The 23,248-nt window shown below is 39.3% G+C and carries 22 protein-coding genes; 13 read left to right on the top strand and 9 right to left on the bottom strand.

Going from position 1 to position 23,248, the window contains the following annotated elements; all coding sequences use genetic code 11:
- Entirely contained in the window at positions 1 to 945 is a 945-nt protein-coding gene (locus tag PULV_RS11790) for a DUF4007 family protein (protein WP_193331799.1), read from the bottom strand.
- A 245-nt stretch (positions 946 to 1,190) separates the two neighbouring features.
- Between PULV_RS11790 and PULV_RS11785 the strand changes: the two genes are divergently transcribed.
- From PULV_RS11785 to PULV_RS11770, 4 genes are read left to right on the top strand one after another with little or no spacing between them, the layout of a single operon-like run.
- Complete coding sequence (locus PULV_RS11785; protein WP_193331798.1) at positions 1,191 to 2,837, top strand: DEAD/DEAH box helicase; 1,647 nt, start codon at positions 1,191 to 1,193, stop codon at positions 2,835 to 2,837.
- Positions 2,837 to 4,645, top strand: a complete 1,809-nt coding sequence (locus tag PULV_RS11780) for an ATP-binding protein (protein ID WP_193331797.1) — start codon at positions 2,837 to 2,839, stop codon at positions 4,643 to 4,645. Before PULV_RS11785 ends, PULV_RS11780 begins: the two co-directional genes overlap by 1 nt.
- Positions 4,645 to 5,568, top strand: coding sequence for a phospholipase D-like domain-containing protein (locus tag PULV_RS11775; protein WP_193331796.1), 924 nt, complete (start codon positions 4,645 to 4,647; stop codon positions 5,566 to 5,568). The genes PULV_RS11780 and PULV_RS11775 overlap by 1 nt, the downstream gene beginning before the upstream one ends.
- Positions 5,569 to 5,570: 2 nt before the next feature.
- Positions 5,571 to 7,715 (top strand): DUF262 domain-containing protein, encoded by a 2,145-nt coding sequence (locus PULV_RS11770; RefSeq protein ID WP_193331795.1) that lies wholly within the window; start codon positions 5,571 to 5,573, stop codon positions 7,713 to 7,715.
- 3 nt (positions 7,716 to 7,718) lie between these two features.
- Here PULV_RS11770 and PULV_RS11765 read toward each other — a convergent pair whose 3' ends face one another.
- Together PULV_RS11765 and PULV_RS11760 are read right to left on the bottom strand one after the other, a co-directional pair.
- Positions 7,719 to 9,749, bottom strand: coding sequence for a DNA phosphorothioation-associated putative methyltransferase (locus PULV_RS11765; protein WP_193331794.1), 2,031 nt, complete (start codon positions 9,747 to 9,749; stop codon positions 7,719 to 7,721).
- 12 nt (positions 9,750 to 9,761) lie between these two features.
- Positions 9,762 to 10,610 carry a DUF6997 domain-containing protein gene (locus PULV_RS11760; protein ID WP_227009398.1) on the bottom strand — a complete coding sequence of 283 codons (849 nt, stop codon included), beginning with the start codon at positions 10,608 to 10,610 and terminating at the stop codon, positions 9,762 to 9,764.
- 358 nt (positions 10,611 to 10,968) lie between these two features.
- Here PULV_RS11760 and PULV_RS11755 point away from each other — a divergent pair, with 358 nt between their 5' ends.
- Positions 10,969 to 12,021: a hypothetical protein gene (locus PULV_RS11755; protein WP_193331793.1), complete on the top strand. Its 1,053-nt coding sequence runs from the start codon at positions 10,969 to 10,971 to the stop codon at positions 12,019 to 12,021.
- Between the two features lie 78 nt (positions 12,022 to 12,099).
- Here PULV_RS11755 and PULV_RS11750 read toward each other — a convergent pair whose 3' ends face one another.
- From PULV_RS11750 to PULV_RS11735, 4 genes are all read right to left on the bottom strand, one after another.
- A complete protein-coding gene (locus PULV_RS11750; protein WP_086745141.1) occupies positions 12,100 to 12,462 on the bottom strand; it encodes a hypothetical protein in 363 nt (120 codons plus the stop codon).
- Positions 12,463 to 12,828: 366 nt separating this feature from the next.
- Positions 12,829 to 13,008 carry a hypothetical protein gene (locus tag PULV_RS11745; RefSeq protein WP_086745140.1) on the bottom strand — a complete coding sequence of 60 codons (180 nt, stop codon included), beginning with the start codon at positions 13,006 to 13,008 and terminating at the stop codon, positions 12,829 to 12,831.
- Positions 13,009 to 13,019: 11 nt separating this feature from the next.
- Positions 13,020 to 13,175 carry a hypothetical protein gene (locus PULV_RS11740; protein ID WP_176365211.1) on the bottom strand — a complete coding sequence of 52 codons (156 nt, stop codon included), beginning with the start codon at positions 13,173 to 13,175 and terminating at the stop codon, positions 13,020 to 13,022.
- A 180-nt stretch (positions 13,176 to 13,355) separates the two neighbouring features.
- A complete protein-coding gene (locus PULV_RS11735; RefSeq protein WP_193331792.1) occupies positions 13,356 to 14,036 on the bottom strand; it encodes a hypothetical protein in 681 nt (226 codons plus the stop codon).
- A 324-nt stretch (positions 14,037 to 14,360) separates the two neighbouring features.
- On the opposite strand from PULV_RS11735, the gene PULV_RS11730 reads away from it, so the two are divergent.
- From PULV_RS11730 to PULV_RS11720, 3 genes are read left to right on the top strand one after another with little or no spacing between them, the layout of a single operon-like run.
- On the top strand, positions 14,361 to 14,876 hold the full coding sequence (locus PULV_RS11730) for a DUF2589 domain-containing protein (RefSeq protein ID WP_193331791.1): 516 nt from the start codon (positions 14,361 to 14,363) through the stop codon (positions 14,874 to 14,876).
- Positions 14,877 to 14,918: 42 nt separating this feature from the next.
- Positions 14,919 to 15,650, top strand: a complete 732-nt coding sequence (locus PULV_RS11725) for a DUF2589 domain-containing protein (RefSeq protein WP_086745136.1) — start codon at positions 14,919 to 14,921, stop codon at positions 15,648 to 15,650.
- A 29-nt stretch (positions 15,651 to 15,679) separates the two neighbouring features.
- Positions 15,680 to 15,904, top strand: a complete 225-nt coding sequence (locus PULV_RS11720) for a hypothetical protein (RefSeq protein ID WP_193331790.1) — start codon at positions 15,680 to 15,682, stop codon at positions 15,902 to 15,904.
- Between the two features lie 168 nt (positions 15,905 to 16,072).
- On the opposite strand, the gene PULV_RS11715 is transcribed toward PULV_RS11720, so the two are convergent.
- A complete protein-coding gene (locus PULV_RS11715) occupies positions 16,073 to 16,213 on the bottom strand; it encodes a hypothetical protein (protein ID WP_176365210.1) in 141 nt (46 codons plus the stop codon).
- 468 nt (positions 16,214 to 16,681) lie between these two features.
- Between PULV_RS11715 and lodA the strand changes: the two genes are divergently transcribed.
- Positions 16,682 to 18,916: a CTQ-dependent lysine 6-oxidase LodA gene (lodA, locus tag PULV_RS11710; protein WP_193331789.1), complete on the top strand. Its 2,235-nt coding sequence runs from the start codon at positions 16,682 to 16,684 to the stop codon at positions 18,914 to 18,916.
- A gap of 2 nt (positions 18,917 to 18,918) precedes the next feature.
- A complete protein-coding gene (gene lodB / locus PULV_RS11705) occupies positions 18,919 to 20,025 on the top strand; it encodes a lysine-epsilon-oxidase maturase LodB (RefSeq protein WP_193331788.1) in 1,107 nt (368 codons plus the stop codon).
- 145 nt (positions 20,026 to 20,170) lie between these two features.
- On the opposite strand, the gene PULV_RS11700 is transcribed toward lodB, so the two are convergent.
- Positions 20,171 to 20,311, bottom strand: coding sequence for a hypothetical protein (locus PULV_RS11700; RefSeq protein WP_176365210.1), 141 nt, complete (start codon positions 20,309 to 20,311; stop codon positions 20,171 to 20,173).
- 338 nt (positions 20,312 to 20,649) lie between these two features.
- On the opposite strand from PULV_RS11700, the gene PULV_RS11695 reads away from it, so the two are divergent.
- The 3 genes from PULV_RS11695 (at position 20,650) to PULV_RS11685 (ending at position 23,216) form a co-directional block, all read left to right on the top strand.
- The gene (locus tag PULV_RS11695; RefSeq protein ID WP_193331787.1) at positions 20,650 to 21,462 is read left to right on the top strand and encodes a DUF6671 family protein; all 813 of its coding nucleotides are present in this window, start codon (positions 20,650 to 20,652) and stop codon (positions 21,460 to 21,462) included.
- The gene (locus PULV_RS11690) at positions 21,459 to 22,436 is read left to right on the top strand and encodes an L-threonylcarbamoyladenylate synthase (RefSeq protein ID WP_193331786.1); all 978 of its coding nucleotides are present in this window, start codon (positions 21,459 to 21,461) and stop codon (positions 22,434 to 22,436) included. Before PULV_RS11695 ends, PULV_RS11690 begins: the two co-directional genes overlap by 4 nt.
- Before the next feature lie 156 nt (positions 22,437 to 22,592).
- Positions 22,593 to 23,216, top strand: a complete 624-nt coding sequence (locus PULV_RS11685; protein WP_193331785.1) for an HAD-IB family hydrolase — start codon at positions 22,593 to 22,595, stop codon at positions 23,214 to 23,216.
- Positions 23,217 to 23,248 lie beyond the last annotated feature (32 nt).

The raw sequence follows: 23,248 nt of genomic DNA, 5'->3' as shown, positions 1-23,248 counted from the left end.
TTAGCATTTACCGTAATACTGTTTTAAATAGTCTAGCGAATTTGTAAGCTCAGTTTTATCAACTTTGACTTGTCTTAACCCAAGAGAATCCACCCAAGAAATACCATTTTGAGTTAAGGTTTGAGCCTCATCTAATTTTTGACCAAGCCCTGTTTCTGACAAGCGAAAAATACGGCCGGGAGAACAAGGTTTAGTTAATAGTGCATCAAAGTCGATTGTCGAGACGTTTGAATCTGAAGTTTCCACGTTAAAAAACTCTATTAATGCATAAATAAAAACCGCTATCGGTAATTCAGGGCGCTCAGCTAAGTTACTGACATAAAAGCCGGCACCATTATCTTGTATCAAATGCAATTCAGACAGGGGAGACGTAAAGTGATCTTCATCAATGACCCCTTTCTTTTTACCTGCACCTTTGTATTTTTTCACATACATATTTAAGAAACAGTCGATGTCTTTTTTTAAAGTCGTTTCGTTACCAATATCATTAGTAACGAGTTTTTTTGCATCATTGAAGCAATCATCGAGTAATTTAGATTTTTCAAAATGCTGCACATGAGAATAATTAAAGAAATAACGATATGCAGTGAGGTCTTTAAAATTAAAGTTCAGCCAGAAGTGAACTAACCAGACAGAAGTAATATGTTCTAAAAAAGGGTCGTGACCTTCACTTTCAAAGTCGCCAAAAAGAAACCTTCCTTTAGGGCTGACTAAGTGTTCTGTAGTATTTGCAATACGGTTTGAAGAAACAACGCAGGTAGATTCAGCCCAATACTGAATCGCTTTTACCATATTTTTACCAACGCCAAGCTCCACAACTGCGTGACGCAGCTTAGTTTCATCAGAACTTGTGAATTTACCATTATTATTCAGAAAGTTAGTTGCTTTATATAACCATCCATAGCGAAGAGGGAAAGTATCATGCCCCGTAAATTTAGCTTTCATGCTTATTGAGTGCCCTTGGAGAATTTGTCCAATGGCGATACTAACTTGAAATGCGTGTAGACGAAAGTACTTTATATACAAAGGCTGTCTATTTAAACAGTGTTTACTCATTTAACTCAAAATACTTGTACTAAATTGTATAATATTATAATGTCCTGAATATAAAGAAGTTATAAGGGGTTTTTGCTACTTAAGCCTGCCTCAGTAACTTGAAGGAATGATATGCTTTGAGCTAAAGGAACCTAATGCTTACCAATATTTTATCAAACTTTTCCGAAGATGAACTACTCAGTTTCCTTCCAAAAAATTCTATACAGTTCGCTTTAGCGCTTGATGTTCAAGAAAACGAAATAAGAGATTCAGTTAATTATCAAAAGCATAAATTAGCAGGCGTTGTAGCTAGTGTTATGCAAATCGACTTTTTATTTGACGACCTCCTACGACAAAAGTTAATAGAAAGAATACCACCAACTTTATTGGCTGATTTATTCCCTAGTTTAGGTTTGAAAAATAAAAAGGTAACGCCACAGTTTTATGATGCTGTAATTAGTTGGTCAAAAGAGCAGCCTGAAAGTTTTGCAGCTGTTTTAGGGTTAAAAGAACTCTATGTTGATGAATTAAATCAAGACTCTCAGCTCGAAAGTATCGCTTGTGTAGAACCTAGTTATGGACTCTACCCTTATCAACAAGATATAAGTAAACAAACTTTTAGATGCTTAGTTGAGAATAAAAAACGCGTTTTAATTCATTTGCCAACTGGGGCGGGGAAAACACGCACAGCAATGAACATAGCTGCGGAGCACTTAAGGCAATCTGAAAATAACTTGGTTCTTTGGCTTGCAGATAGAGAGGAACTTTGTTCGCAAGCTTATGTTGAATTTTCTAAAGCATGGCAGTCACTAGGTAATCGATCAACCTCACTTTACGGCTTTTATTCAAGTTCCACAGAGAGCCTAAGCGGTATTGATTCTGGATTTGTCGTTGCGGGCTTACACAAGTTTTTAAGTTTACGAAAAAGTGATTCTAGACAATTACAACTTTTATATAGCAAGCTTGCTGAAAAAGTAACATTAGTAATATTTGATGAAGCCCATAAAGCAGTAGCTCCTAAGTTTCAAGAAGTTGTTCAAGACTTTATTGATGACAAAGCATTTCACGCTGATTTGATTGGCTTAACAGCAACACCGGGAAGAAGTTATTCTGAGGATGGACTATCTGAGGAAGATGCTCGTTTAGCTAATTTTTTTTATGAAAATAAAGTATCAATGCAAATTTCAGGTTATCTATCACCTATAGATTACTTGGTCGAGAAGGGATACTTAGCTAAAGCTAATTTTAAATCATTAAATTACGACCATTCGGGCATTGCTGCATATGAATTAAGGGATGCAGGCGGCGTTGAAACAATGGCTACTTTGGCTAATAACATAGAACGTAATCGCCAGATCCTCAATACTATTATTGAGGAATGTAAGCTTGGGTCTCAAATTATAGTTTTCGCTTGTACAGTGGAACACGGAATTAACTTAGCAACAGCTCTTGCTTATCAAGGTATTAAAGCTGCTTCAATAGATAGTAAAAATGATTCGACAGAAAGTCGCAGAGCAAAAATAGCTCAGTATAAAAATGGGACGTTGCAAGTCCTTGTCAATTTTAATGTCTTAACCGCAGGTTTTGATGCCCCAAAAACAAATGTTACCGTAATCGCAAAGCCAATGAACTCATTAGTACAGTATTTGCAAATGGCGGGCCGTGCCATGAGGGGTTATAAAAGCGGCGGTAACAAAGAATGCAATATATACACAGTGATGGATAACATACCTGAGTTTCAAAGTATTAGCCTCGCATTTGGTTATTGGAATGATATGTGGGCAGAAAAGGAAATAAAATAATGAGTAATAGATTTTTAAGTGCTGAGACCGTTATTGAGTCATTAAGGGATAATGGTTACAACAATACAGCATACGCTTTAGCTGAACTTATCGATAATAGCTTACAAGCAACGGCCACCCGTGTAGAAGTTGGTTTTATAGAAGAACAATTAAAAGCCCGTAAAAATTATACCGTATCAGAAATCTCCCTTTGGGATAATGGTGTAGGTATGGATATCGATACTCTTAGAGTTGCTATGCAATTTGGTGGCGGTACGCACCGTAAAGATACGGGCGGTATGGGTAAGTTTGGTATGGGTTTACCAAATTCTTCCATTTCACAGTGTAAGCGCGTTGATGTATGGAGTTGGCAGGCAGGTGGGGAACCTCATCATACTTACTTAGATGTTGATGAAATGAAAAATGGTGCGCTTGAAGAAGTCCCAATGCCTAGAGCTAAAGCCATTCCTGCAAAGTATGAAAAAGCTTTTTTTACTAAAAAGCCAGAGTCAGGCACATTAATTATTTGGTCTAAACTTGATCGCTTAAGCTGGAAAACCGGCAAGTCAATCTACCGACATTGTGAGCATTTAGTAGGCAGGATGTATCGTAATTTCATTAGTGATGACAATATAAAAATAGAAAGTATTACGTATCGTAAATCAGCAGATGACAGGCTTGATGTTTATGATAAGGAAACTTTTAAAGCAAACGATCCAATGTATCTCAAAAAGAATACTTCACTCCCAGAATTACCTGGTAGTTATAAAAATGAAGCTTTCTTTGAGAAGATGGATGAAGAAGTCATTTCAGTTGAATACATTGATGAAAACGGTGAGCCCAAACGAGATGATGTAACCGTTACTACCTCAATGGTTAAAAAGAATATATCAAATCGTATTTTGAAGGATACTGTTGGTAAATTAGGTGGTACAGCCTGGGGTAAGCATTGTAGCAAAAATGTAGGAGTTTCAATTGTTCGAGCCAATAGAGAGCTAGTTTTAAGAGATTCATTCTTAACTTCTGCTTTAAGAGAGAGTAAAGGGCGCTTTATCGGGATTGAAGTATCCTTCCCACCAACGCTTGATGCTGTTTTTGGTGTAACGAATAATAAGCAAGATGCTATTCGTTTAATTCCTTACGAGATGAAAACAATTTTTACTCAAGCTGGATTCGACTCTGAGCAAGAGTACTTAAGAGATCTAGAAGAAAACTCTGATTCATTACTTCAAGTACTTAAAGTGGTGGCAGTAATTAAAAAGCATGTATCAGCTTTAACTAAAGCCTTAGATACAATAAATGTTGAAGGTAAAGCTGTAAAAGGTGAGGAGCCTAAAACTGTTTCAGAAGGTGCTGCATCTAAAGCAACGCAAGGCTCTGCACACCGTGAAACTCATGGTCATAAGACTAAAGAAGAAACACCAAAAGAGCTAAAGAAGGAAGATGTTGTTGAACATCTCAAAAAAGCAGGTGGAATGAGTGATGAAGAGGCTGAAGAAAAGGCCGAGCGACTCATTCTCACTGGTAATCGCTTTTTAATTGAAGATGTTGCACGAGATTCTGAAGCCTTCTTTGACGTATCAACAAGTAAAGGGTTAACACTCGTATTATTCAATACCAACCACGTTTTTTATCAAAAGCTAGTAAGCAAGCTTGATGGTGATGAACTTGAGATTATGCAAACCACAATCGCTGGTTTTGCTCGGGTGATGAACGAAACCACAGATGAGCGACGTTTAGCTTATTTAAATACTATTCGACGAGAGTGGGGGATAGTCATTAGTGAGTTTCTACAAGGCCCTGAAGGTGACGAGTTGGACGACTTTTAATGTCGAGCTTAATCTCAAATACTGAGCTGACGCTTCAACTTGAGAAGTTATTACCTAGCTGTAATGATTTAACTATCATATCTGCTTTTATGACTCAGTCAGCTACAAGCTGGTTGAGCCATTTAATTACAGCTAATAAGCCTAAAGTTAAATTGGTAGGTCGTTTTACACCAAATGATTTTGTCAAAGGTGCAAGTGATTTAAATGCACTGCGAGATTGTATTAACAATGGCTACCAAGTAAAAGCTCTCGTAAATTTGCATGCAAAAATTTATCAAATAGATCACGACACTATTTTCAATGGTAGCGCTAATTTAACGGGCAAAGGGTTAGCCCTAGTAAATAACAGTAACTTAGAATCCTGTAGTAGAGTAAATGCCTGTGAACAATCCAAAGCATTCATTAATAAAATTGTTGAATCAGCCACTGATTTGACTTTAAGTATGCTCGATAAAATGCAAGCATTTTTAGAACAACTTGATACGTCCCATGAAGCTGAGTTATCTGCTATATGGCCTGAAGATATACTGCCACAAACATCAGAGCTGTTTGTCTCAGACTTCCCGTTAGGTAAACCAGACGTTTGTTTGAATGAATATCAACTCAACCCATCATTACCCTTTGCTCAAATAGAGAATGCTAAAGGCGATTTTGTATTAGCGTCAACTTTGCTCAAGCAAACAAAAGCATACTGCTGGCTAAAAAAACAAATTACTGAAAACCAGTCAGAACGTGACTTAGGTTTTGGGCAAATCTCAAGGTTGCTGCATGACGCATTAGCTGATGACCCTGCACCGTACCGCCAAGAAATAAAAGATCTCCAGGCAAATTTATATTCTTACCTTAAGCTATATGCAAGTGATGAAGTAGAAGTTTATATGCCGGGTAGACGAAGTGAAGTTTTGAGAATTAAAAAGGACTAATAATGGATTTAAAAGGCGCAAAAATTGTAAATTTTTATCAGATTAGTGGTGATGTACAATCTGAAGCATTAGCAGTTAATAAAGTTAAAATTCCTCATTATCAAAGGCCATATAGCTGGGATAAAGAGATGGTAAAAAGACTTATTGAAGACTGGCATAGTCAGGATGAGACGGAATATTTTGCAGGCTCAGTTGTAACAGTTGCTGATATGGAAAGAAAAACTCATGATCTAATAGATGGCCAGCAACGCTTCACTACCATTTTTTTGACTAATTATGTTCTTTTCTTACTTTTGCGTGTGACTACAAGGCAAGCTATTGCTCAATCAAAAATACTGCATTTATCGAAACTTTTCGAACAACTTCAACAGTCTAGTGAATATCTTTTTACTAATAAAATAGAACAGTTTGACGGAAATGCTCTACTTGAGGAATTTCAGAGTATAGAAGAAATGGATGGTGAAGATAAGGAAGATGGTAGGAATAATTTCTCTACTAAATATAGAAACCTTGTCCATCTACCTGAGTTAATGGAAGATAGCAGCGATTTTCAAAATGTCCACAGAGAAGAGTTAACTACTTTTATAACTAAGCACTCAATGCTCTTAACATATGATAGAAAGTCATTTAATTCACAATTCTCAAAAGCCCTTTCAAACGTATATATTACTTTAAATGATCAAAACAAGCCAAGGTTTCGGATAGTAGAGGAAGATTTAACTAAAATTGAAAAACAATATACAAATGCAATCCAACAAATATTCGACTCTTTCATGGCACTTAACACAAAAGATAAACCTTTTGAAATTGCAAAGTCTCTTATTGATAAGATATCTTCGTTCTTGCACGAGATAAAATTATGTGTAGTACAAACTGGTAACCCGAAAGATGCGTATACTTTATTTGAAGTGCTCAATGATCGCTCAATGGATCTGGCTGATTTAGATTTAATTAAAAATCAGTTCTATAAGAAGTACTGCTTGAAAAGTGAAGAATGCGATAGTGTCATTGACTCAAAAATAGAAACTTTAGAAAACCAATGGGGTGATGAAATATACAGTGACACTGCTGACTATCGTAAAAAGTATATAACGTTCTTCGCCACAGCTTTTATGAGCGGTTCAACATCTATAGGTTATAACCAAAATGATAAGTATAGAGAAGAGGTGAAAAAGTACTTAGAAAATCAAAATGCATATAAGTCACAAGATATAACAATTGATTTTAATATTTTTCAAGCCTGTAGGATAATAGTTAACACTTTTGACCTTAAAGATCGAGAAAGAGAAAAATTAGCTTTAAAGGCTGAATACAATAAAGATAGAAGCCCTGCTTTTAAATTAATATCACTTTTGTGTGCACTTAAATACAATGGTGTTATGGCTGGGTATTTTTGTCTCGTCCTTAAATATATACAAGACCATATTTGTTCTAGCTTCAGCCCTAATAAAGTTCAAGCCTTTTTGTATGAGCTTATTGAAAATAAGAATAGAGAAAAGTTTGAAAAATTAAATAGTCAAGCCATAAAACTGTCCCATTTAGCATTACTTCATAAAGATTATAAAGGGGCTAGAGAAATGGGCAATCGTTTGTTAAGTCAAAATAATAAAACTTCTTCAAACGTATACTACTCAGATTTGACTCCTTTGAATGATGAAAATAAAGAGCTCTTTTATTCTTGGCTAGATAGCTGGCAATATAACTCTTCAGATATTAAAGTTAGGGTACTTTTTGCTAAGCTATTATCAACCTCTCTAGATGCTGACAAGCTATCGATTAAAAGTATCAACATAGGAATTTCAGAAGAGGATGTGTCGAAGTTGCACTTAGATCACATGGAACCAAGGGCTCCGGAACAATCTAACATCAAAGCCTATTTTGCAGATGACTCTCGTGACTACCATGTAAATTCAATAGGAAATATGTTTCCATTACCTCAGGCACAGAATATAGATAAATCAAATAAACCATTTTCCGAGTCGTTTAAATACCTTGAAAGTTCAGGACTCGGTGGACATTGGATTACTCAAAAAACACGAAAAATATTTGATGAAAATAATGATTGCAATGTTCCGAAGCAAGAGTTTTTCACAAAACGGAAAACATTATTAAAAGAAAAGTTTTATGAATCACTAAAATTAGATTAACTTTTAAATACCATAGAAACGATATTGCTTAAGGGTAAGTTTATTTTTTGATAGCTCCTCATTTAAATGTTTATAAGATATTATTTTATCTTTTCTAAGGTAAGATGCCTCCTTATTCAGGCGTTTATTAAACGCCTTTTGCTTTTTATAATCATCAAACGTATCATCAATATAGTCAATTTTATTGAGAAGTATAGGGCGTTTTTCTTCGATTACATAATCAAAAAAATCAACGTCTTGCTTTGCCATTTTTATTTTTACGCGTTCTTTAAGCTGCGGAAGAGGTGAGTCATAAAATCCTTCATAACCAAGTAGTGTTACCTTACCCGAATGTATGTGAATTTTAATAAGCTGAATATCATCAAGCTCACCATACATCTGTAGTGCTGCACCTATATACACACGCAGTACGAGTGGTAATAAGGTGATAAAGTCTTTATGTAGCGTTAGCGCATGAGGCTGGCCGTTTTCAAAATCGATTTTACCTGCGGGTAATATTTTTTCTGCTTCTAGGCATAAAGACTCAATTAATGCGCTATCTGCTATTTGAAAAAGTAACTCAGTCGCTTGGTGTTGTGCAATTTTGTACGTATCGAAGAATGCTTTTATATCGCGCTTTAAGTCTTCTGGCTGTTGAGTGTAAGGTTTACGCTTTTCAAACATGGCAAGTGCAAAGTAGAGGAGTAAATCTTCTTTTCGCATGGTTTCAGCGGTTCTGAGCTCGTCTTCTTCAAACCATTTTAAAACGAGTTGCAGTGCTTTTTTATTTGAGCCAATAACTTCTTTTATTTTGTCACTTTGCGAAAACTCGTCATTAGCGGGGCAGCGGCCATAGGTTAAACACGTAACCCAAAAGTTTTCGAATAATTGCTGGTGTTGGGTAAATAAAATGCGTGCCTGTTGTTCAGTCACAGGTTCGGGGGAGGTTAAATGTTGCCAGCTATATGAACGTTTATTTCGGTTTTGTAAGTAGCTTTGCTCTTGTTGTTTATTTTTAAAAACATAAAAAATACCAGGTGCAATCGCGACTGCATTTTCATCAAGTGTTGTTTCGATAAAGGCTTTTATCTCTGCTTGGGTAAAGTATTTTTGAAATGTATTTCGGCTGGTGATTACGCCATCTTTATAGGGCTGAAATTGTGATACGTAAGTTTCATTACCAAGCATTACGGACACTACAAGGATTTGTTGTGTTAACTCCCAGGCACCAAGCAGTGTTTCTATACGCTCGTCTCTATCTTCTATAACATTGATCACAAACCCTAAATTAACGATATCGGAACTTACTTTGTCAGCGTCGGGTCGATAATTTAAATCCCAGCCTAACGCATCAATGCCGTGTGCTTCGAGTTCTCTTAAATCATCACCACGGCCACAACCATAGTCAAAAATAGAGTAGTCCCCGTTCAAATAGCCATGTTTTGCAAGTGTTTTCATCGGTGCTGAAAGTTCGTGCCTGACTAAGGCTGTTTTATGACGGTCTATCGTGGTTTCGTTATGGGTTAACTTTTCGCTTTGTGCTAAGGGAAATAATCGACCTTCTATTAATTGATAGCCTCTACTTTCGATTAGCCTATACCATGAGTTTTTGAAACCGATCATACGGGTATTTTCATATAACCCAGCTTGTTCACCTTCTGCTGTAATATCACAAAATAGCTGATAATAATCACTAGTGTGTGGGACCATGGTTTCCTTACGATGTAAGATAGGCGGGTTATCGGAGTCACGGTACTGGGTAATGCGGTGGCTAAGTTTTGCTAAATCAACGGTTACACTTTGATTTAGGGCAGGGTAAGAATCTGTATAAAAATCTGGGTAACTAAGCAACGATAAACGAAAATCTGCTTTAAATAATTTTACTAATTCGTAGTCTTTTTCTTCTATTTTGAGTGCTTGAGCAACAATTTTAATAAACTTGGCTAATTCGTTAGGTACATCATCAAATGCATCTTTATGGAAATAAATTGCATCAGGTAATTTTTTAGCTATTTTGACTTGTTTTACCAGTTCTTTAAATTGTTCAGCATTCATTATTTATACTTTTTAATAGTTTGCGAGGTGCAAAGCATGCGTTTTAAAGGGTGTTAATGTATCAAGTGATTGTATTATATCGTGATTGTTGAGTATAGCGGGGCATTCAGCAATGTAAAAATCAATACCTGTGTGTTCTGCTGATTTAATGGTTCGAAGATATACAGGTACTACAGGCATTGCCTTTGGTATTTTTGGCAGTAAGCTCAGCAGAGGATAAAACAATTTATGCTTAGCCAAAGAATCAAATGTTTCGCCATGTTTAGCTTCTACGATAAATAAATGCTCCTTACCATCGCGTTTTCCTACAAATACAGCATCAATCTCTACTTGACCGTTAATATGATCAAGTGTTGTTTCAATGTCGGCTCTTGGTTTAAATGAAAATGTAAATGTACTTTGGCCTGTAGCTGGAATCATTACATGTTTATCAGTATCGATTCTGAGTGCCTCAGCGAGTAATCCTGATGCAAGCGCTAGGTTCACAATTGATGTTTCAGTCACTTTTGGTAACAGTTGAAAAGCAAATAATGATCGTATTGAGACGTTTGGAAGAAATAGTTCAGGGGTTAAGCTTGCAAATAACCTGTGATCATTAAAAAAGAAGTCATCAATCGAATTTGCTGCTTTTACGAGACTGAAAAGTGTGCCTTTGTTGTCGGGGTTACCCAATCGCAAAACCATCGTATTGTTGTTTGTTAGATTGTTTGGCAACTTTTTTAGGCTGTCAACGGAGATTGACGGAGCTGTAGAATAACTTCCTGTGTAATTCAGTTTTGCATACTCTTTAAAACTAGTTGGTTCAGATATCTCAAACTGACCGCGTAACATTGAATTTATTGTGACATCAAAGAGATTCATTTTTGGTCAGTTCCTTAAAATAATATAAGTAGGCATTTCCTTTTTTTTGAAAAATTAGTTCACCTCTTTGACGTCTGTGCATGAGTTCGCAGTCTGATATTTTTAACCTTTTCTTTGTTTCGGCACTTGTCAGCCATTGGCCACTTTTATTGTTTTGCATTTAAAATCAATATGGTAGTATCTTTTTCGGTTTATTACTTTAAACCAAATTATCAAATGTTTCATTAAAATAAATAATAAGAAGTTGCAATGGAAGCGCAGAATTCAAAGCCTTTAACAAAATCAACCTATTGTAAAAAACGATCTCAGCTATCAATCAGTACAGCGTTGTTTAACCGGTAAATAAGTAGAATAAAAAATGAAATGGATTTTATCTTTTAGCCTGTTTTGGCTGCTGTGTTCTTTTTCAGCTTTGGCTGAATATTCCACAGCTCGTTGTGAGTCAATTAAAAACGAGCGTGAGCAAATTCGTGCTAAGCAGCGCCAAGGTTATAGTGCGTTTGAAGGTGAGCGGTTACGAAAACGAGACGACTATTTGTTTATCGAGTTGTCGCGGTATTGCTCGGGTCAGCGTGTTGATGGTACATCAAGTCAGGCACGTACTTTTAGTTATAACCAGCGCCAACGGGAGTTGGCTTTGCAAGCGCAAAAAGAATGGGAAATCTTAAGCCAAAAATTTCCAGATATGTCGGCCAATAATGCTTTGTATGAAGGCAGTAAAGGCGATGCGTGGCTGAGCTTTTTGGTGATCCCTGCAAAATGCAGAGTTAAAAATATTAGTTATGCTGACTTTGTGTGGTGCAGCGAAGATAAAAAACAACAAAAAACCAACTTTGAAACCTTTTGGGCAGTGAACAGTGGCGCACTTGGTTTTCCGCCGATCCCAGTTAATCCACTAAATGTGGTTGCCAGCGGCCCGCAAGTGGGCCATGGGCAAGTGTTATTGCAAACACCGACAGTTTCAGAGCCCAGCCCTTGGTCTGGGTGGCTCAATTTACCGCCTAAACAATCTTTAGCGCTTCTTTGGCGCTCTGTTGTTGAGTTTGCGTTGTTATATGGCTGGTTGATTTTGTTGTGTTTAGTTACTGTGGTAATGGCTTTGTTGCTTAAAGCGCGTCGTAGTAAATTGGCTTGCAGTAATGTTGTGCCATTTCAACTTAAACCTGCCGATACAAGTGCAATGCCTGTCGGCATGAATGATCATCAAGTCGCTCAGCAAGTAGGTCATCAAGCCACAGATCAACTGTCAGGCATACCACCCGCAGCGCAAGTTGACACTCAACTTGCTATGAACTGCCCGTTTTGTTTAGAAAAAGTGGTCGAGCAGGTTGATGCTGTTAAGCGCACTAAAACACTCACTTGTAGCGATGCACCGATTTGTCGTTTTCAAAAAACCGAAATATTGGGGTAAACAGGGGAGGCCATGTGTTGTTGTGGTGGGATTTAAGGCTTAGCTGTTGCTAAGCCTATTTGCAGTAATGCTGTTTGATTACTGTTTTAATGAAACACGGACAATGTAGTTATTGCCGCTTGGGTTGGAGACTTCGTATGAAATCACTTCTTCATTGGCAAATGTAAAATGGTGTTTGCCTACAGCGGGGATATCTAAATGAATGTCACCAATATCAATATTATCGTCAGCGATGACAAAACTGATATCTGCACCACAGCCGCGCGGTGCGATAAATACGGATGAATTGCCCATTGCGAGTGTTTCAGAACAATCTGGTTTGATAATGTCACCAATGTTGATCCCTGCAAAGGTTGCATCATCATTTACTTTTGATACGCCAGTGATTTTAAAGTTGTAGCTGGTTGAATTTAAAATTTGTAACGAAGCTGAAATAGCCATAATTATATTCCTTCAAAATAGATGCGCTTCATGCGCTGATTTGTTCCTCTTTTAGCTCCATTTGCTAACGAATTGAAGCTTAAGTGACCTCATCCAAAGTGTTATTACACAATATTACAAAGTAGGTACGGCTGGGTGTTTTACTGTTTGAATTCAGTTGCTAAGTGGGTAAAAATATTTCAAAACACACGGCCGACAACCAAAATATTACACTTAGCAGAGTATGTGCGTTAGGTGGTGCAATGCACTAATACTGAGTCGGTTACGACGCTTGTTCAGTGGGCATAAAAAAAGCACTTAATCCATTTTGGTTAAGTGCTTTTTTATTCTCGTGTATGCGTTTTTACAAATGGCATAGGCTGAGCCTTATATGATGTGTTTATCTTGTTTGCATTCAAATCCTTTGCTGTCGACGTATTCAATCTGCTCTTTGCTTTTACACGCTGTATTGGCCATTTCTTGGTGGTGAGCTAAGTTGTAGCCTTCGGCGAGGGTGCCAAGCACAATAAACGCAAAGGTTACCGCCATTAATGTGTTCACTTTCATTTTGCTCATCCTTAAGCTGTTTGTTGTAATTTATCATCAATGATAATCGCAGCGGCAATTGAAGTGCCTAAAATTAACGCGCTGATCATGCCTGCGACCACTAAACCACCTACGATTAAACCTGTTAATGCGGTAACAATGGTGATATCTAATTTTGATGTGTTCATACTGGTTAATCCCTTGTGTTGTTGATGTTTGATGCGGCGTTTGCCGTGTCGTTGGGGTAACAATAGGTCACATCTGTAGTTTGGTTTTTGTTTAAGTGATGAGTGGTGAATCGCGGTGTTTAAGGGCAAATACAGAGGAAGAGCAGAGCTAGCCATTTGCGGCTAACCCTGTGGTTAAATTTAAGATTGCGAGCCAACTTGGTTGTAAAATTGTTGAGCTTGGTTATACAGTTTTTCTGCGTGTTCTCGTTGTACTTTTGCAGAGCCTTTTAAACTGTGAATAGTTGGTTTAATTGAACTTAAATACCCACCCACAATCGATTGCATGTCGGGCCACACACGAATGCGCTGTTGTTTAGTTAAGTTACTGGCCATCATATCTTGTCTGACCGATTCAAGGTGTTCGAGCATTAAGCTATCAAATTCATCCACCATATTGATTAAATCAGTGAGGCGGCTTTGGTGTGCAAAATAGTAGTCGTCTTGTGTGAGGTTAAAGCGCAGGTTCGGATCCAATACCCACAGCGGGGCTGAGAGTTCGAGTAGTTGTAAGTTACGAATAAACAACTGATTAAGTGCTGTGTCGTAAAGCGTCACGATGGTTTGTAATGTTGTGTGTTCTGAATATTGCTCAAACTGGGTTTTGACTCGTTTTATATCGGCTAAGGTTTTTTGTTGTTGCTCGTGAGATTGCGCAGGGTGCTGCACTTGACTCATTAAATTATAATGGTTAATCATCACATTATGTAAGTTCGCCGTATAACTGGAGATATGTTTGGCTTCTATTTGCGCGGTTTCGTCTTGGTCGCTGCAAGCCACTAAACACAATAAAGCAGTGGCCATTAAAAGGGATCTGAACATGGGGTTCCTTGTTTGTTATTTTTGCGCCATTGTACCGAAAAAAACAGCGCCATGGCTAATAGCTGGTAATAAAAAGAAGTTAGGTAGTAATAAAAAGAAGTGACAGCCTGATTAGGTTGAAATAAAAAAGCACTTAACCTGAGAGGGTTAGTGCTTTTTTATTTTATTTAAGAATATGGATACGTTCAATTAGTTAAATTCAATTAGTGAATGTTGATCTATCCGTTTAGTTAGTTGTCGCTGTAATAATCGGTAATATTTTTTACCTGAAATGTGTACTAACTTTTCAGTTCACTAAATAGGTACTAAATATAGGTTGGCTCAGTGATTAAATTTTCGCAGTTGGTATCAGCAATTCAAAACTCGGTAGAGGAAGCCGCTTTTTCTGTTTCTCAAGAAAACTTCAAAACGTTACTTAGTTATTTCCATACAGAAAAACGTGTCAACGCCTCCGAATCCAACGAACCAACCATGCATGAACAACCTTTGACGCCAGATGACTTTGAAGCGTTGGTTCCTAAATCTGTGTGTATTCAATTTCCTAAAGACGATAATTCGACCCACGATGTCCATGTGCCATTAATTGCATTGACACCGATTAATAATATCCAGCTATCTGAGATGGAAATCGATATTGATATGGAAATTATGGAGAAAGACGGCGATATCTTAATTGGATTCCCTAGCCATAAAAAATCTCTTTTTGGTTCGAGTAGTGCTCACCAGAGTGCCAATAATGCTCGAGTTAAAATCAAAATTGCGCCTGGCGGCAAGCCTACGGGTGTAACCACAATAATTGAAGGTTACGAAAAAGTGCTTCGTGCTCAAGTACCTAACTAACAATTATTAATCTATACCATACCAGCAAAGAGGAATTTATGTATGGCACAACAACTCTTATCGATGGCTCAGCAATTTTCGGGCTTACCTATGGGCGCGCTAATTGGTGGCCCTTTGATGTCGGCTGCACAAGCTAATTCGCAAATGGCGATGACACAAGTCGAATTTTTAATGACCACGTGTTTTAACGAAATAGACGATCCGACCACTCATCAAAAAGCGTTTCATCCGGTGATGATCAGTATGATTTTAAAACGGGGGGTGATTACACCGGCGACGCCCGAGATTCCGGCGATACCGGGTGATAATACGGTCACGCCTCCCATCCCCGATACTCCAGCTGTTGATGCGCAACCTACAAAAATTGAAGAAGTCAGTACAGTATTTGAATTACCTTTGCTGACCATAGTGCCACTTAATTCGCTAGCGGTAGACAGTGTCGATATCACCTTTGATATGGAAGTGAAGTCGAGCTCAAGTCAAAACAACAGTAGTGAAACAGCGAGTAGTACGCATGCTGGCGGAAAATTCACCGGCAGTGGGGGTTTTGGTCCGTTTAAAGTGAGTATTTCGGGCAGTGTTTCGCACGATTCATCAAGTAGTACCAAGCAAGATAGCCATTATAGTTCGAGTAATTCGGCAAAATATCATGTTGCAGTGCATGCAGGGCAACTGCCTTTACCAAAAGGTGTCACCACGATTATTGATGCGTATGCTAAAAATGTGTCGCCAATTATGGTGCCTCCTGGTACGTCAACAAATCAACCGAGCTAATTTTTAGTTCATCATAAGAAGGAAAAGAGATGATTACATCTATCGCTTGCCCGGCTTGCCAAGTAGGGACTATTCCGATTGATGCACGGCTTTTAGCGGCTGGGCAGTCTTTTTCGTGTGGGACGTGTTTTGCTGTCATTGGTGTTGCTGAAAAAAGCAAAGACGTGTTGGCTAATGGCGTGAATGAGTTTTCGAACTTAAAAAATAAACTCGATGGCATGAAAACAAAAGAGTCGAGTGTCAGTGGGGCATAAATAGAGCATTAGCGCATGCTAAACATTAAAAAAGCACTTAACCTGTGAGGGTAAGTGCTTTTTAATTCACGTTTATACGTGTTAATCATTGGCATAGACAGAGCCTTTTTAATGGTTGGATTTGCTGAGTTGTTAAATTGCGAACCTCCTTTAGCTAAAACTTAACGATTAACGAGTAGCTAATACCACCATGCCACCAACGATTGTTCCAACAACCAGTGCGCTTGCCATACCAGAGATAACTAAACCGCCAATGACTAATGCTGTTAAAGATGTTGCTAGTGTGATGTCTAAAGTTGAAGTGTTCATAATATTGTCCTTTTTACAGTTTAAGTGAGTTGTTTAACGTGGCTGTTTGCCGTGTCGTTGAGGTAACAATAGGCCAGATTATTCGGTGTGTTTTAGCTTAAGTGATGAGAGGTTAATCGCGATGATTAAAGGGCAATATTGGGGATGTTATTTTAAGAGCATCTATTAAGCGCTCATCGTTAAGTGCTCATCAAAACAAGGTTTTAGTGGCCGTTTTTATTACATGTTATTACAAGCTGTACTCCGACTCTGTTATTTTTCTACTTGTAAAGTTATTTAAATTCAATTGATTAATGGTTGGGTTGAGTGAGGTTTTGATGTTTTACGTCTATTTCATTATCAGTCATAAAAAATTAAACCGTCTGTTTCTATTTAGTGAACTACACTTCGAATGACATTAATTTGTACCTGTATTGGCGCTGAAATTACATGTGCCAAGCAACCAGTTAATCACGCAAGGAGAAGACGATGAATTTAGCTATCCATCCATCAGTGGGAGTCGCCCGATTAGGTAATAGCGAGCAGCTTACAAACAACGAAAGCAGTGAATGCTTAAGCCCAGAGACGATAGGGGGCTTACCTCTTGAGCCAGAGACTCTTTTACCTGTTACGTACTTTAAAGACAAAGCAGGTCGCATTAAGCGCCAAGGCCAAGTGTTTAAAGTGTTTGATGGTGAATCAGAAATCACATTAGAGAATGAGCAAATTGCCTCTATGGTGTGGACAGTACATTTAGCCAATAAAAAAGCAGCGTGGTATCAATACAATGAGTTGCAAGGTAACTTGCTTTATGGCCCACAAAACAGTTATCAAGCCCGAAATGTCCCCCTTAGAAATGCAGACGAACCAGATCGCCAAAGTTTAATTATAGATCCCGGCCCGCGCACTATTTCTGGAGCCAATGCGACACCGATTGATTTTGACCGAAACTCAGTACCAAGTGACTACCCGCATGCGTCTTTTCCATCAGATCAACCTAAGTATGGTTCGGCTATTAAAACTTTAGGGACTTTAAAAACGGACGATAAAGGTCGGTTAATTGTGTTTGGTGGCTACGGTCATGCAGGGGGCGATGAAGCACTCACCAGTTATGGGGGCTCAGACACATGGCACGATGATACCGCAGATGGCCCTGTGTACTGCGAAGTAACCTACAAAGACGGCAGCACAAAAACACTTAAAGCGTGGGTGGTGGTTGGCTCGCCTGATTTTGCGCCAGAAATTGTCAATATTTCGAGCTTAGATGACACGTTTTTTGATATCGGGGTGCGGTATAAAAATTTAGTCCCTGATTTATATGCCAATGGTCACTTTAATTTTGATTATATTGCCAATTACAAGCGCGATATCTTGCCGATTATTGAACGCATTAGTAATTATCAGTGGGTTGCAAACGTGCAATCTATGAGTGGCTTTTTTAGTTATCAATTTAATTTTGCTGATAATTCAGAGGCTAATCGTGCTAAACGCCAAGCGTATTTTGATTATTTTAGAAAACCCGATCCAAAAATAGGGGCTGTAGAAAAACCACAAGAAACACTTTTTAGCCATGCTAATGGCGGCGAATTACCTATGATGCCGATGAACTCAGGCAGTAATTCTGTTAGTAACACTACGGTCGAAAAATTTATGGCCCTTGATGAGACGCAATTATTTTTACTGGGTCAATGGGCGTTAGGTCGATTTGAAGATACGCCAGAGCCGGCCGAATTTGCCGTGCACCCACTTGATAAAGCCAGTGTAGGTAACTGTGTGGGTTTACCTATGTGCCCAGGCATTGAAGTGACGTGGAGTTTACAAAACCCAAATTTATATGAATCTGCGTATGTTATTGCCCATGATGGTGGACTGAATGGGTATAACCAAAGTGGTTTGACACCTAGTCGAGACGAATGTGAAGGGGGAGGTTGCCAACCGGGTGATTTAACCAAGCGCATGGCGTGCCCTTGGCAGGCAGACTTTTTCCAATGCACTGTGCAGTCTGTTAATTTCACTGAGCCTTCAATTAACAAAGCGACATTGAAAACAGAACAAAGAACGCAAACCACGCAAACATGGCAACTGAGCCTTGCTAAAGGCGAGAGTGAATCGACCGAGGTCAAAGCCAATTTAAATACTCCAACCACTCAAGTGGAAAACGGAGATCAAAGTTCGTTAAATGAAGAAACACTGCAACTTGGTTCGATAGAGCAGGTGACACTCACTAATACGACTTCAAAACCTCAGCCGCTTACGCCAACTTATTATAGTTATTGGTGGCCACCGCAAAGCCCTTGGGATGTGTTAACGGGTGAAACCACTCAATTGGGTCAGGCGCAAAATAATCTCAGTGCTGGGCAGCAAGTTAATTATCAACGGGGCATTAATAGCTTTACGCAAATGGTTGAGCATTGGTCGGCATTGGCGTTTATTAAAAATAAAAACGCGCAAAATGAGGGCTTTCCTTATTTTACTGAGCAAGAGCGCAATAACGAGCTGTTTGAATACAAAGAAGTCACCACAAGTCAGTTGACGGGCAACCCCAGTGACGATGGTACCTCGGTACCTGTGTTTTTTATCAATGACAATCGACACGTGATTGAGCAAAAAAGCGAAAAAGGCAAACTGATGGTTCAGTACTTTTCTGAGCGGGCATTCTCGCCGATTAAAGTGTGCTCAGAAGGGCTAGGTTTACCCCGCTCTGGTTCAACGGTAAGGCGTTAATAATGGAACAACATGAAGTCGATGTACTGATTGTTGGGGCTGGCCCTGCGGGGGCCGCCTGCGGCTTATCTTTACGAAATCATGCCAATAAAGAAGTATTGATCATCGATAACAGTGACTTGCAACATACTCGCGTCGGTGAGCATGTGACCGCCAGCATTTTTGAGTTTATGGATTACTTAAATGTGGCTGATATTAATCAGCAAAGTGAATTCATCAGCGAAAATTATGGCACAACCAGTTATTGGGGCAGCCAATCCGCCAATGAACACAGCAGTTTGTTCACTGCGGCAGGTGAGACATATCAATTACAACGTCTCGAATTTGATACCAAGCTGTTGTATAACTTTGTAGAAGCTGGTGGCCATGTATTACTTGATTGCGCAGATATTAAATTTGAGCAACAGCCCGATAATCATTGGGTAGTGCAGCTTACTCATAGTGTGCGGGGGTCTATTCAGATAAAGACACAATTTTTAGTTGATGCCAGTGGCCGCAATGCGCCTGTGAGTAAATCACTTGGATTAAAGCGCTTTAAAAAAGATGATTTAATCGGTGTTGGCTGCTTTTTGGATGTATCTGGTTTGTCATTAACACATGATCAATTGATAGAAACAACAGAGTTTGGCTGGTGGTATAGCGCAAATTTACCCAATCAAACCGCTGTGGTGACATTTTTTACTGATATGGATTTGGTGAAAAAATACCAATTGAACAAACATGAAAATTGGAATGCAGCATTAGCAAAAACATTCCATATGAGTAAACGTGTTGCTGGCAGTCAAAGTTTGAGTGACAAATTATGGCTGCGCAATGCCAGTTCACAATTAAGTGATAATGTGACTATAGATAACTTTGTTGCTATTGGAGATGCTGCGGCCTCTTTTGATCCGATATCTTCTATGGGTATTGGCTTTGCGATGAGTTCTGGTTGTTTTGCTGCAAAAGCCATTCATGCGGCGATTGAGCAAGAGTCTAACCAGCCATTGGCTGTATATCATAATGATATAGAGAGAAATTTTGAGCAATACAGCCAAACCCATAAACAGGTGTATCAACAAGAAACGAGGTGGGGTGATGCTTGTTTTTGGCAACGGCGATTAAGTTGACACTAAAAAAGCACTTAACCTGAGAGGGTAAGTGCTTTTTTATTCGCGTTTATGCGTGTTGATCTTTGGCATAGGCAGGGCCTTTTTAATGGTTGGAACTGCTGAATCGTTAAATTGCGGATCTCCTTTAGCTAAAACTTAACGATTAACGAGTCGCTAATACCACCATGCCGCCAACGATTGTTCCTACCACTAAGGCGCTTGCCATACCTGAGATAACTAAACCGCCAATAACTAATGCTGTTAATGAAGTTGCAAGCGTAATGTCTAAAGTTGAAGTGTTCATAATATTGTCCTTTTTACTATTTAAGTGAGTTGTTTAACGTGGCTGTTTGCCGTGTCGTTGAGATAACAATAGGCCACAATACGTGAGTTGTTTTTGCTTAAGTGATGAGTGGTTAATCGCGGTGATTATGGGTTGATATTAATGATGACGATGAGCGGTTTAAAATTAAACTGGTTATTAAGCCGATTCAAAACGTGAATGAATCACTTGCAGCAAAGCGCTGAATCTCTGCTTTACATAACGGCTAGGAATTAGCACAATACCGCCTTTTTATACTGGTTGCTTGCACTCTTTGTTTTGTAATCATTTTAAGACGGTTTTGATTTGATGAGGCAATTATGAGCATCGTTGATCCCATTGCATTGTTAACTTTGCACGGTAAGCTTGAACAAATCGCCCCTGTATTTGCGCATGTGTTAGCCGCCAAAGTCGAATTAACAACCCAATTTGATACCGACTCGTTAGGCACTTTCACGGGGGAGCCTCCACGGCTAAAAAGCCCAGAAGAATGCGCGCTCGAAAAAGCCCACTTAGCCATTCAATTAACAGGCTTTAACGCAGGGCTTGGCAGCGAAGGCAGTTTTGGCCCAGGGCCTTATGGATTTGGCACCTTTAATCGTGAATTAATCGCCTATGTTGACGCCAAAAATGGCTATCAGGTGATAGGGCATTTTACTGGGCCAATTTTAGTCAAAACCATTGATGTCAAGCAGCTTGAAGATGCCCAAGAGTTTTTGAACGATGTGCCACACAATCAAGGCTTAGTATTACAATTAACCGATGAGTTAAGCACAGTTAAAAAAGGCCTCACGGTTGATGAAGTGCACAGTGAGCTCAAGCAATGGCTTGAACTTGGCGCTGTAAAGTTAAGTTATGATTTGCGTGCCCATCAATGCCCTGCGCGGCAAGTGCATATTAGTAAAGCTGCGCATAATTTAGCCGAGCGATTATTGTGTTTGTGCCCGTCGTGCCAAGCGCCTGGTTTTTGGCCTGATAGCTTTGAAACTGGTTTGCCGTGTGAGTTGTGTCATACTGCAACCGATAAAATTAAAACCCGTATTGCAATGTGTGGTCACTGTGACCATACACAAATGAATCCCGTGGCTGAAGCTTATGCTCAGCCCGATTTTTGCCCAAGGTGTAACCCATGAAAACCGTTGTATTATCTGCGCAGCAACCTGCTGATTTAGACAAAGCTGCTCGCTTAATTGAACAGGGCGAGTTGGTTGCTGTGCCAACAGAGACTGTGTATGGATTAGCTGCGGATGCGCGTAATCCTGACGCCGTGGCAAAAATATTCGAAGCAAAAGGGCGCCCCAAAAATCATCCGCTTATTGTGCATTTAGCCGATGCTTCGCAACTGCCGGCGTGGGGGAAATCAGTGCCAGAAGTGGCGCTTAAATTAGCCGAGGCTTTTTGGCCTGGTCCGCTGACGGTATTGCTTAACAAAGCCGATGATGTAAACGATGTTGTCACGGGGGGGTTGTCGACGGTAGGGTTGCGCGTTCCTGCTCACCCATCATTATTAGCATTACTGACCGAGCATAATTTGGCGGTCGCAGCTCCTTCGGCTAACCCTTACAAAAAACTCAGCCCAACGTGCGCAGAGCATGTAATGAACGGCTTAAATGGCAAGTTGGCCGCAGTTCTTGATGGCGGCGATTGTGAGCATGGCCTTGAATCAACCATCGTCGATTTAACATCAGAGACCGTTCAAGTATTAAGAGCCGGGCCGATATCGGCTGAGCAGATTAGTGCCGTGATTGGCCAGCCAGTGACGCAACCTCTAAAACATAATGTGGCGGTTCCGGGTAATGTAAAAGCGCATTATCAGCCTAATACATTATTAAGAGTGATGTCACGCGAACAATTACACATTGCTGTAACAAAAGTAACGGCCCCGGTTGCTGTTTTAAGCTTACTCGATGTCACTTCCGACTCGCCATTACTGACTGTAATTAGTATGCCAACTGATGCTAAAGAATATGGTCAACGCATGTTTCGTGAGCTTGCTGCGGCAGATACCCTCGGTGTCAGTGAAATTTGGTTAGAAAACCCACCAAACGATGAAGCTTGGTTAGCGGTACACGACAGGCTCAACCGGGCAGCGTCAGTGATTGAATAACGGCCAAAGACAAGTATTGATAAAAAAGCACGTGAGCAATATACGCGTGCTTTTTTTTTGTTTTTAAAAATAGACAGTGCGTAAGAGTGCACAAACCGATTTAGTCTGGGCATTGTATCGGTTAGTATGGTGTTTTCTTATTTGAATCAACACATAATGACAACGACGTCACACAAGCCTAATCTCGCATTATTTGATTTTGATGGCACCATTACTGAACGTGAAATGTTTAGTGTATTTTTGCGTTTTAGTGCTCCAACGTACCGTAAATGGTTAGGTAATTTGATTGTGATACCTTGTTATTTATTGTATCAACGAGGCTTATTTAGTCCGGTTAAATTACGAAAACTGACCGCTTTTCTGGGGTTAGCAGGGCGGCGGTTTAGTGACGTTGATAAGATGGGGTGTCGTTTTTCTCACGATGTGATCCCGCAATATCTGCGCGAAAACGCATTAGCTCAAATCCGTATGCATCAACAAAAAGGGGATGTGGTTGTGGTGGTTTCGGCCTCGCTTGATGTGTATCTATCACATTGGTGTAAGCAACATGACTTACTTTTATTGTGCAATCAGGTCAAAGTTAAGCATGGCTTTGTTACAGGCACATTTAAACAAGCCGATTGCAGCAACCAAGAAAAAGTGAACAAAGTAAAACAACGATTAGATTTAAGCGACTTTGATACGATTTATGCGTACGGCGATACAGAAGAAGATTTAGCGATGCTCGCCATTGCGGATGAAAAGTATATGAATTGGCAAAAAATTAGTAATGATGATTAACAAAGACAGCTGTTTATCTGAAACACCAGCTA

The organism is Pseudoalteromonas ulvae UL12 (assembly GCF_014925405.1).
GTDB classification, from domain to species: Bacteria; Pseudomonadota; Gammaproteobacteria; order Enterobacterales; family Alteromonadaceae; genus Pseudoalteromonas; species Pseudoalteromonas ulvae.
This window is presented reverse-complemented; position numbering and strand designations above follow the sequence as displayed.

Coding starts and splice junctions, on each gene's coding strand:
- PULV_RS11790 (WP_193331799.1), bottom strand. CDS start 945: ATGAAAGCTAAATTTACGGGGCATGATACTTTCCCTCTTCGCTATGGA.
- PULV_RS11785 (WP_193331798.1), top strand. CDS start 1,191: ATGCTTACCAATATTTTATCAAACTTTTCCGAAGATGAACTACTCAGT.
- PULV_RS11780 (WP_193331797.1), top strand. CDS start 2,837: ATGAGTAATAGATTTTTAAGTGCTGAGACCGTTATTGAGTCATTAAGG.
- PULV_RS11775 (WP_193331796.1), top strand. CDS start 4,645: ATGTCGAGCTTAATCTCAAATACTGAGCTGACGCTTCAACTTGAGAAG.
- PULV_RS11770 (WP_193331795.1), top strand. CDS start 5,571: ATGGATTTAAAAGGCGCAAAAATTGTAAATTTTTATCAGATTAGTGGT.
- PULV_RS11765 (WP_193331794.1), bottom strand. CDS start 9,749: ATGAATGCTGAACAATTTAAAGAACTGGTAAAACAAGTCAAAATAGCT.
- PULV_RS11760 (WP_227009398.1), bottom strand. CDS start 10,610: ATGAATCTCTTTGATGTCACAATAAATTCAATGTTACGCGGTCAGTTT.
- PULV_RS11755 (WP_193331793.1), top strand. CDS start 10,969: ATGAAATGGATTTTATCTTTTAGCCTGTTTTGGCTGCTGTGTTCTTTT.
- PULV_RS11750 (WP_086745141.1), bottom strand. CDS start 12,462: ATGGCTATTTCAGCTTCGTTACAAATTTTAAATTCAACCAGCTACAAC.
- PULV_RS11745 (WP_086745140.1), bottom strand. CDS start 13,008: ATGAAAGTGAACACATTAATGGCGGTAACCTTTGCGTTTATTGTGCTT.
- PULV_RS11740 (WP_176365211.1), bottom strand. CDS start 13,175: ATGAACACATCAAAATTAGATATCACCATTGTTACCGCATTAACAGGT.
- PULV_RS11735 (WP_193331792.1), bottom strand. CDS start 14,036: ATGTTCAGATCCCTTTTAATGGCCACTGCTTTATTGTGTTTAGTGGCT.
- PULV_RS11725 (WP_086745136.1), top strand. CDS start 14,919: ATGGCACAACAACTCTTATCGATGGCTCAGCAATTTTCGGGCTTACCT.
- PULV_RS11720 (WP_193331790.1), top strand. CDS start 15,680: ATGATTACATCTATCGCTTGCCCGGCTTGCCAAGTAGGGACTATTCCG.
- PULV_RS11715 (WP_176365210.1), bottom strand. CDS start 16,213: ATGAACACTTCAACTTTAGACATCACACTAGCAACATCTTTAACAGCA.
- lodA (WP_193331789.1), top strand. CDS start 16,682: ATGAATTTAGCTATCCATCCATCAGTGGGAGTCGCCCGATTAGGTAAT.
- lodB (WP_193331788.1), top strand. CDS start 18,919: ATGGAACAACATGAAGTCGATGTACTGATTGTTGGGGCTGGCCCTGCG.
- PULV_RS11700 (WP_176365210.1), bottom strand. CDS start 20,311: ATGAACACTTCAACTTTAGACATTACGCTTGCAACTTCATTAACAGCA.
- PULV_RS11695 (WP_193331787.1), top strand. CDS start 20,650: ATGAGCATCGTTGATCCCATTGCATTGTTAACTTTGCACGGTAAGCTT.
- PULV_RS11690 (WP_193331786.1), top strand. CDS start 21,459: ATGAAAACCGTTGTATTATCTGCGCAGCAACCTGCTGATTTAGACAAA.
- PULV_RS11685 (WP_193331785.1), top strand. CDS start 22,593: ATGACAACGACGTCACACAAGCCTAATCTCGCATTATTTGATTTTGAT.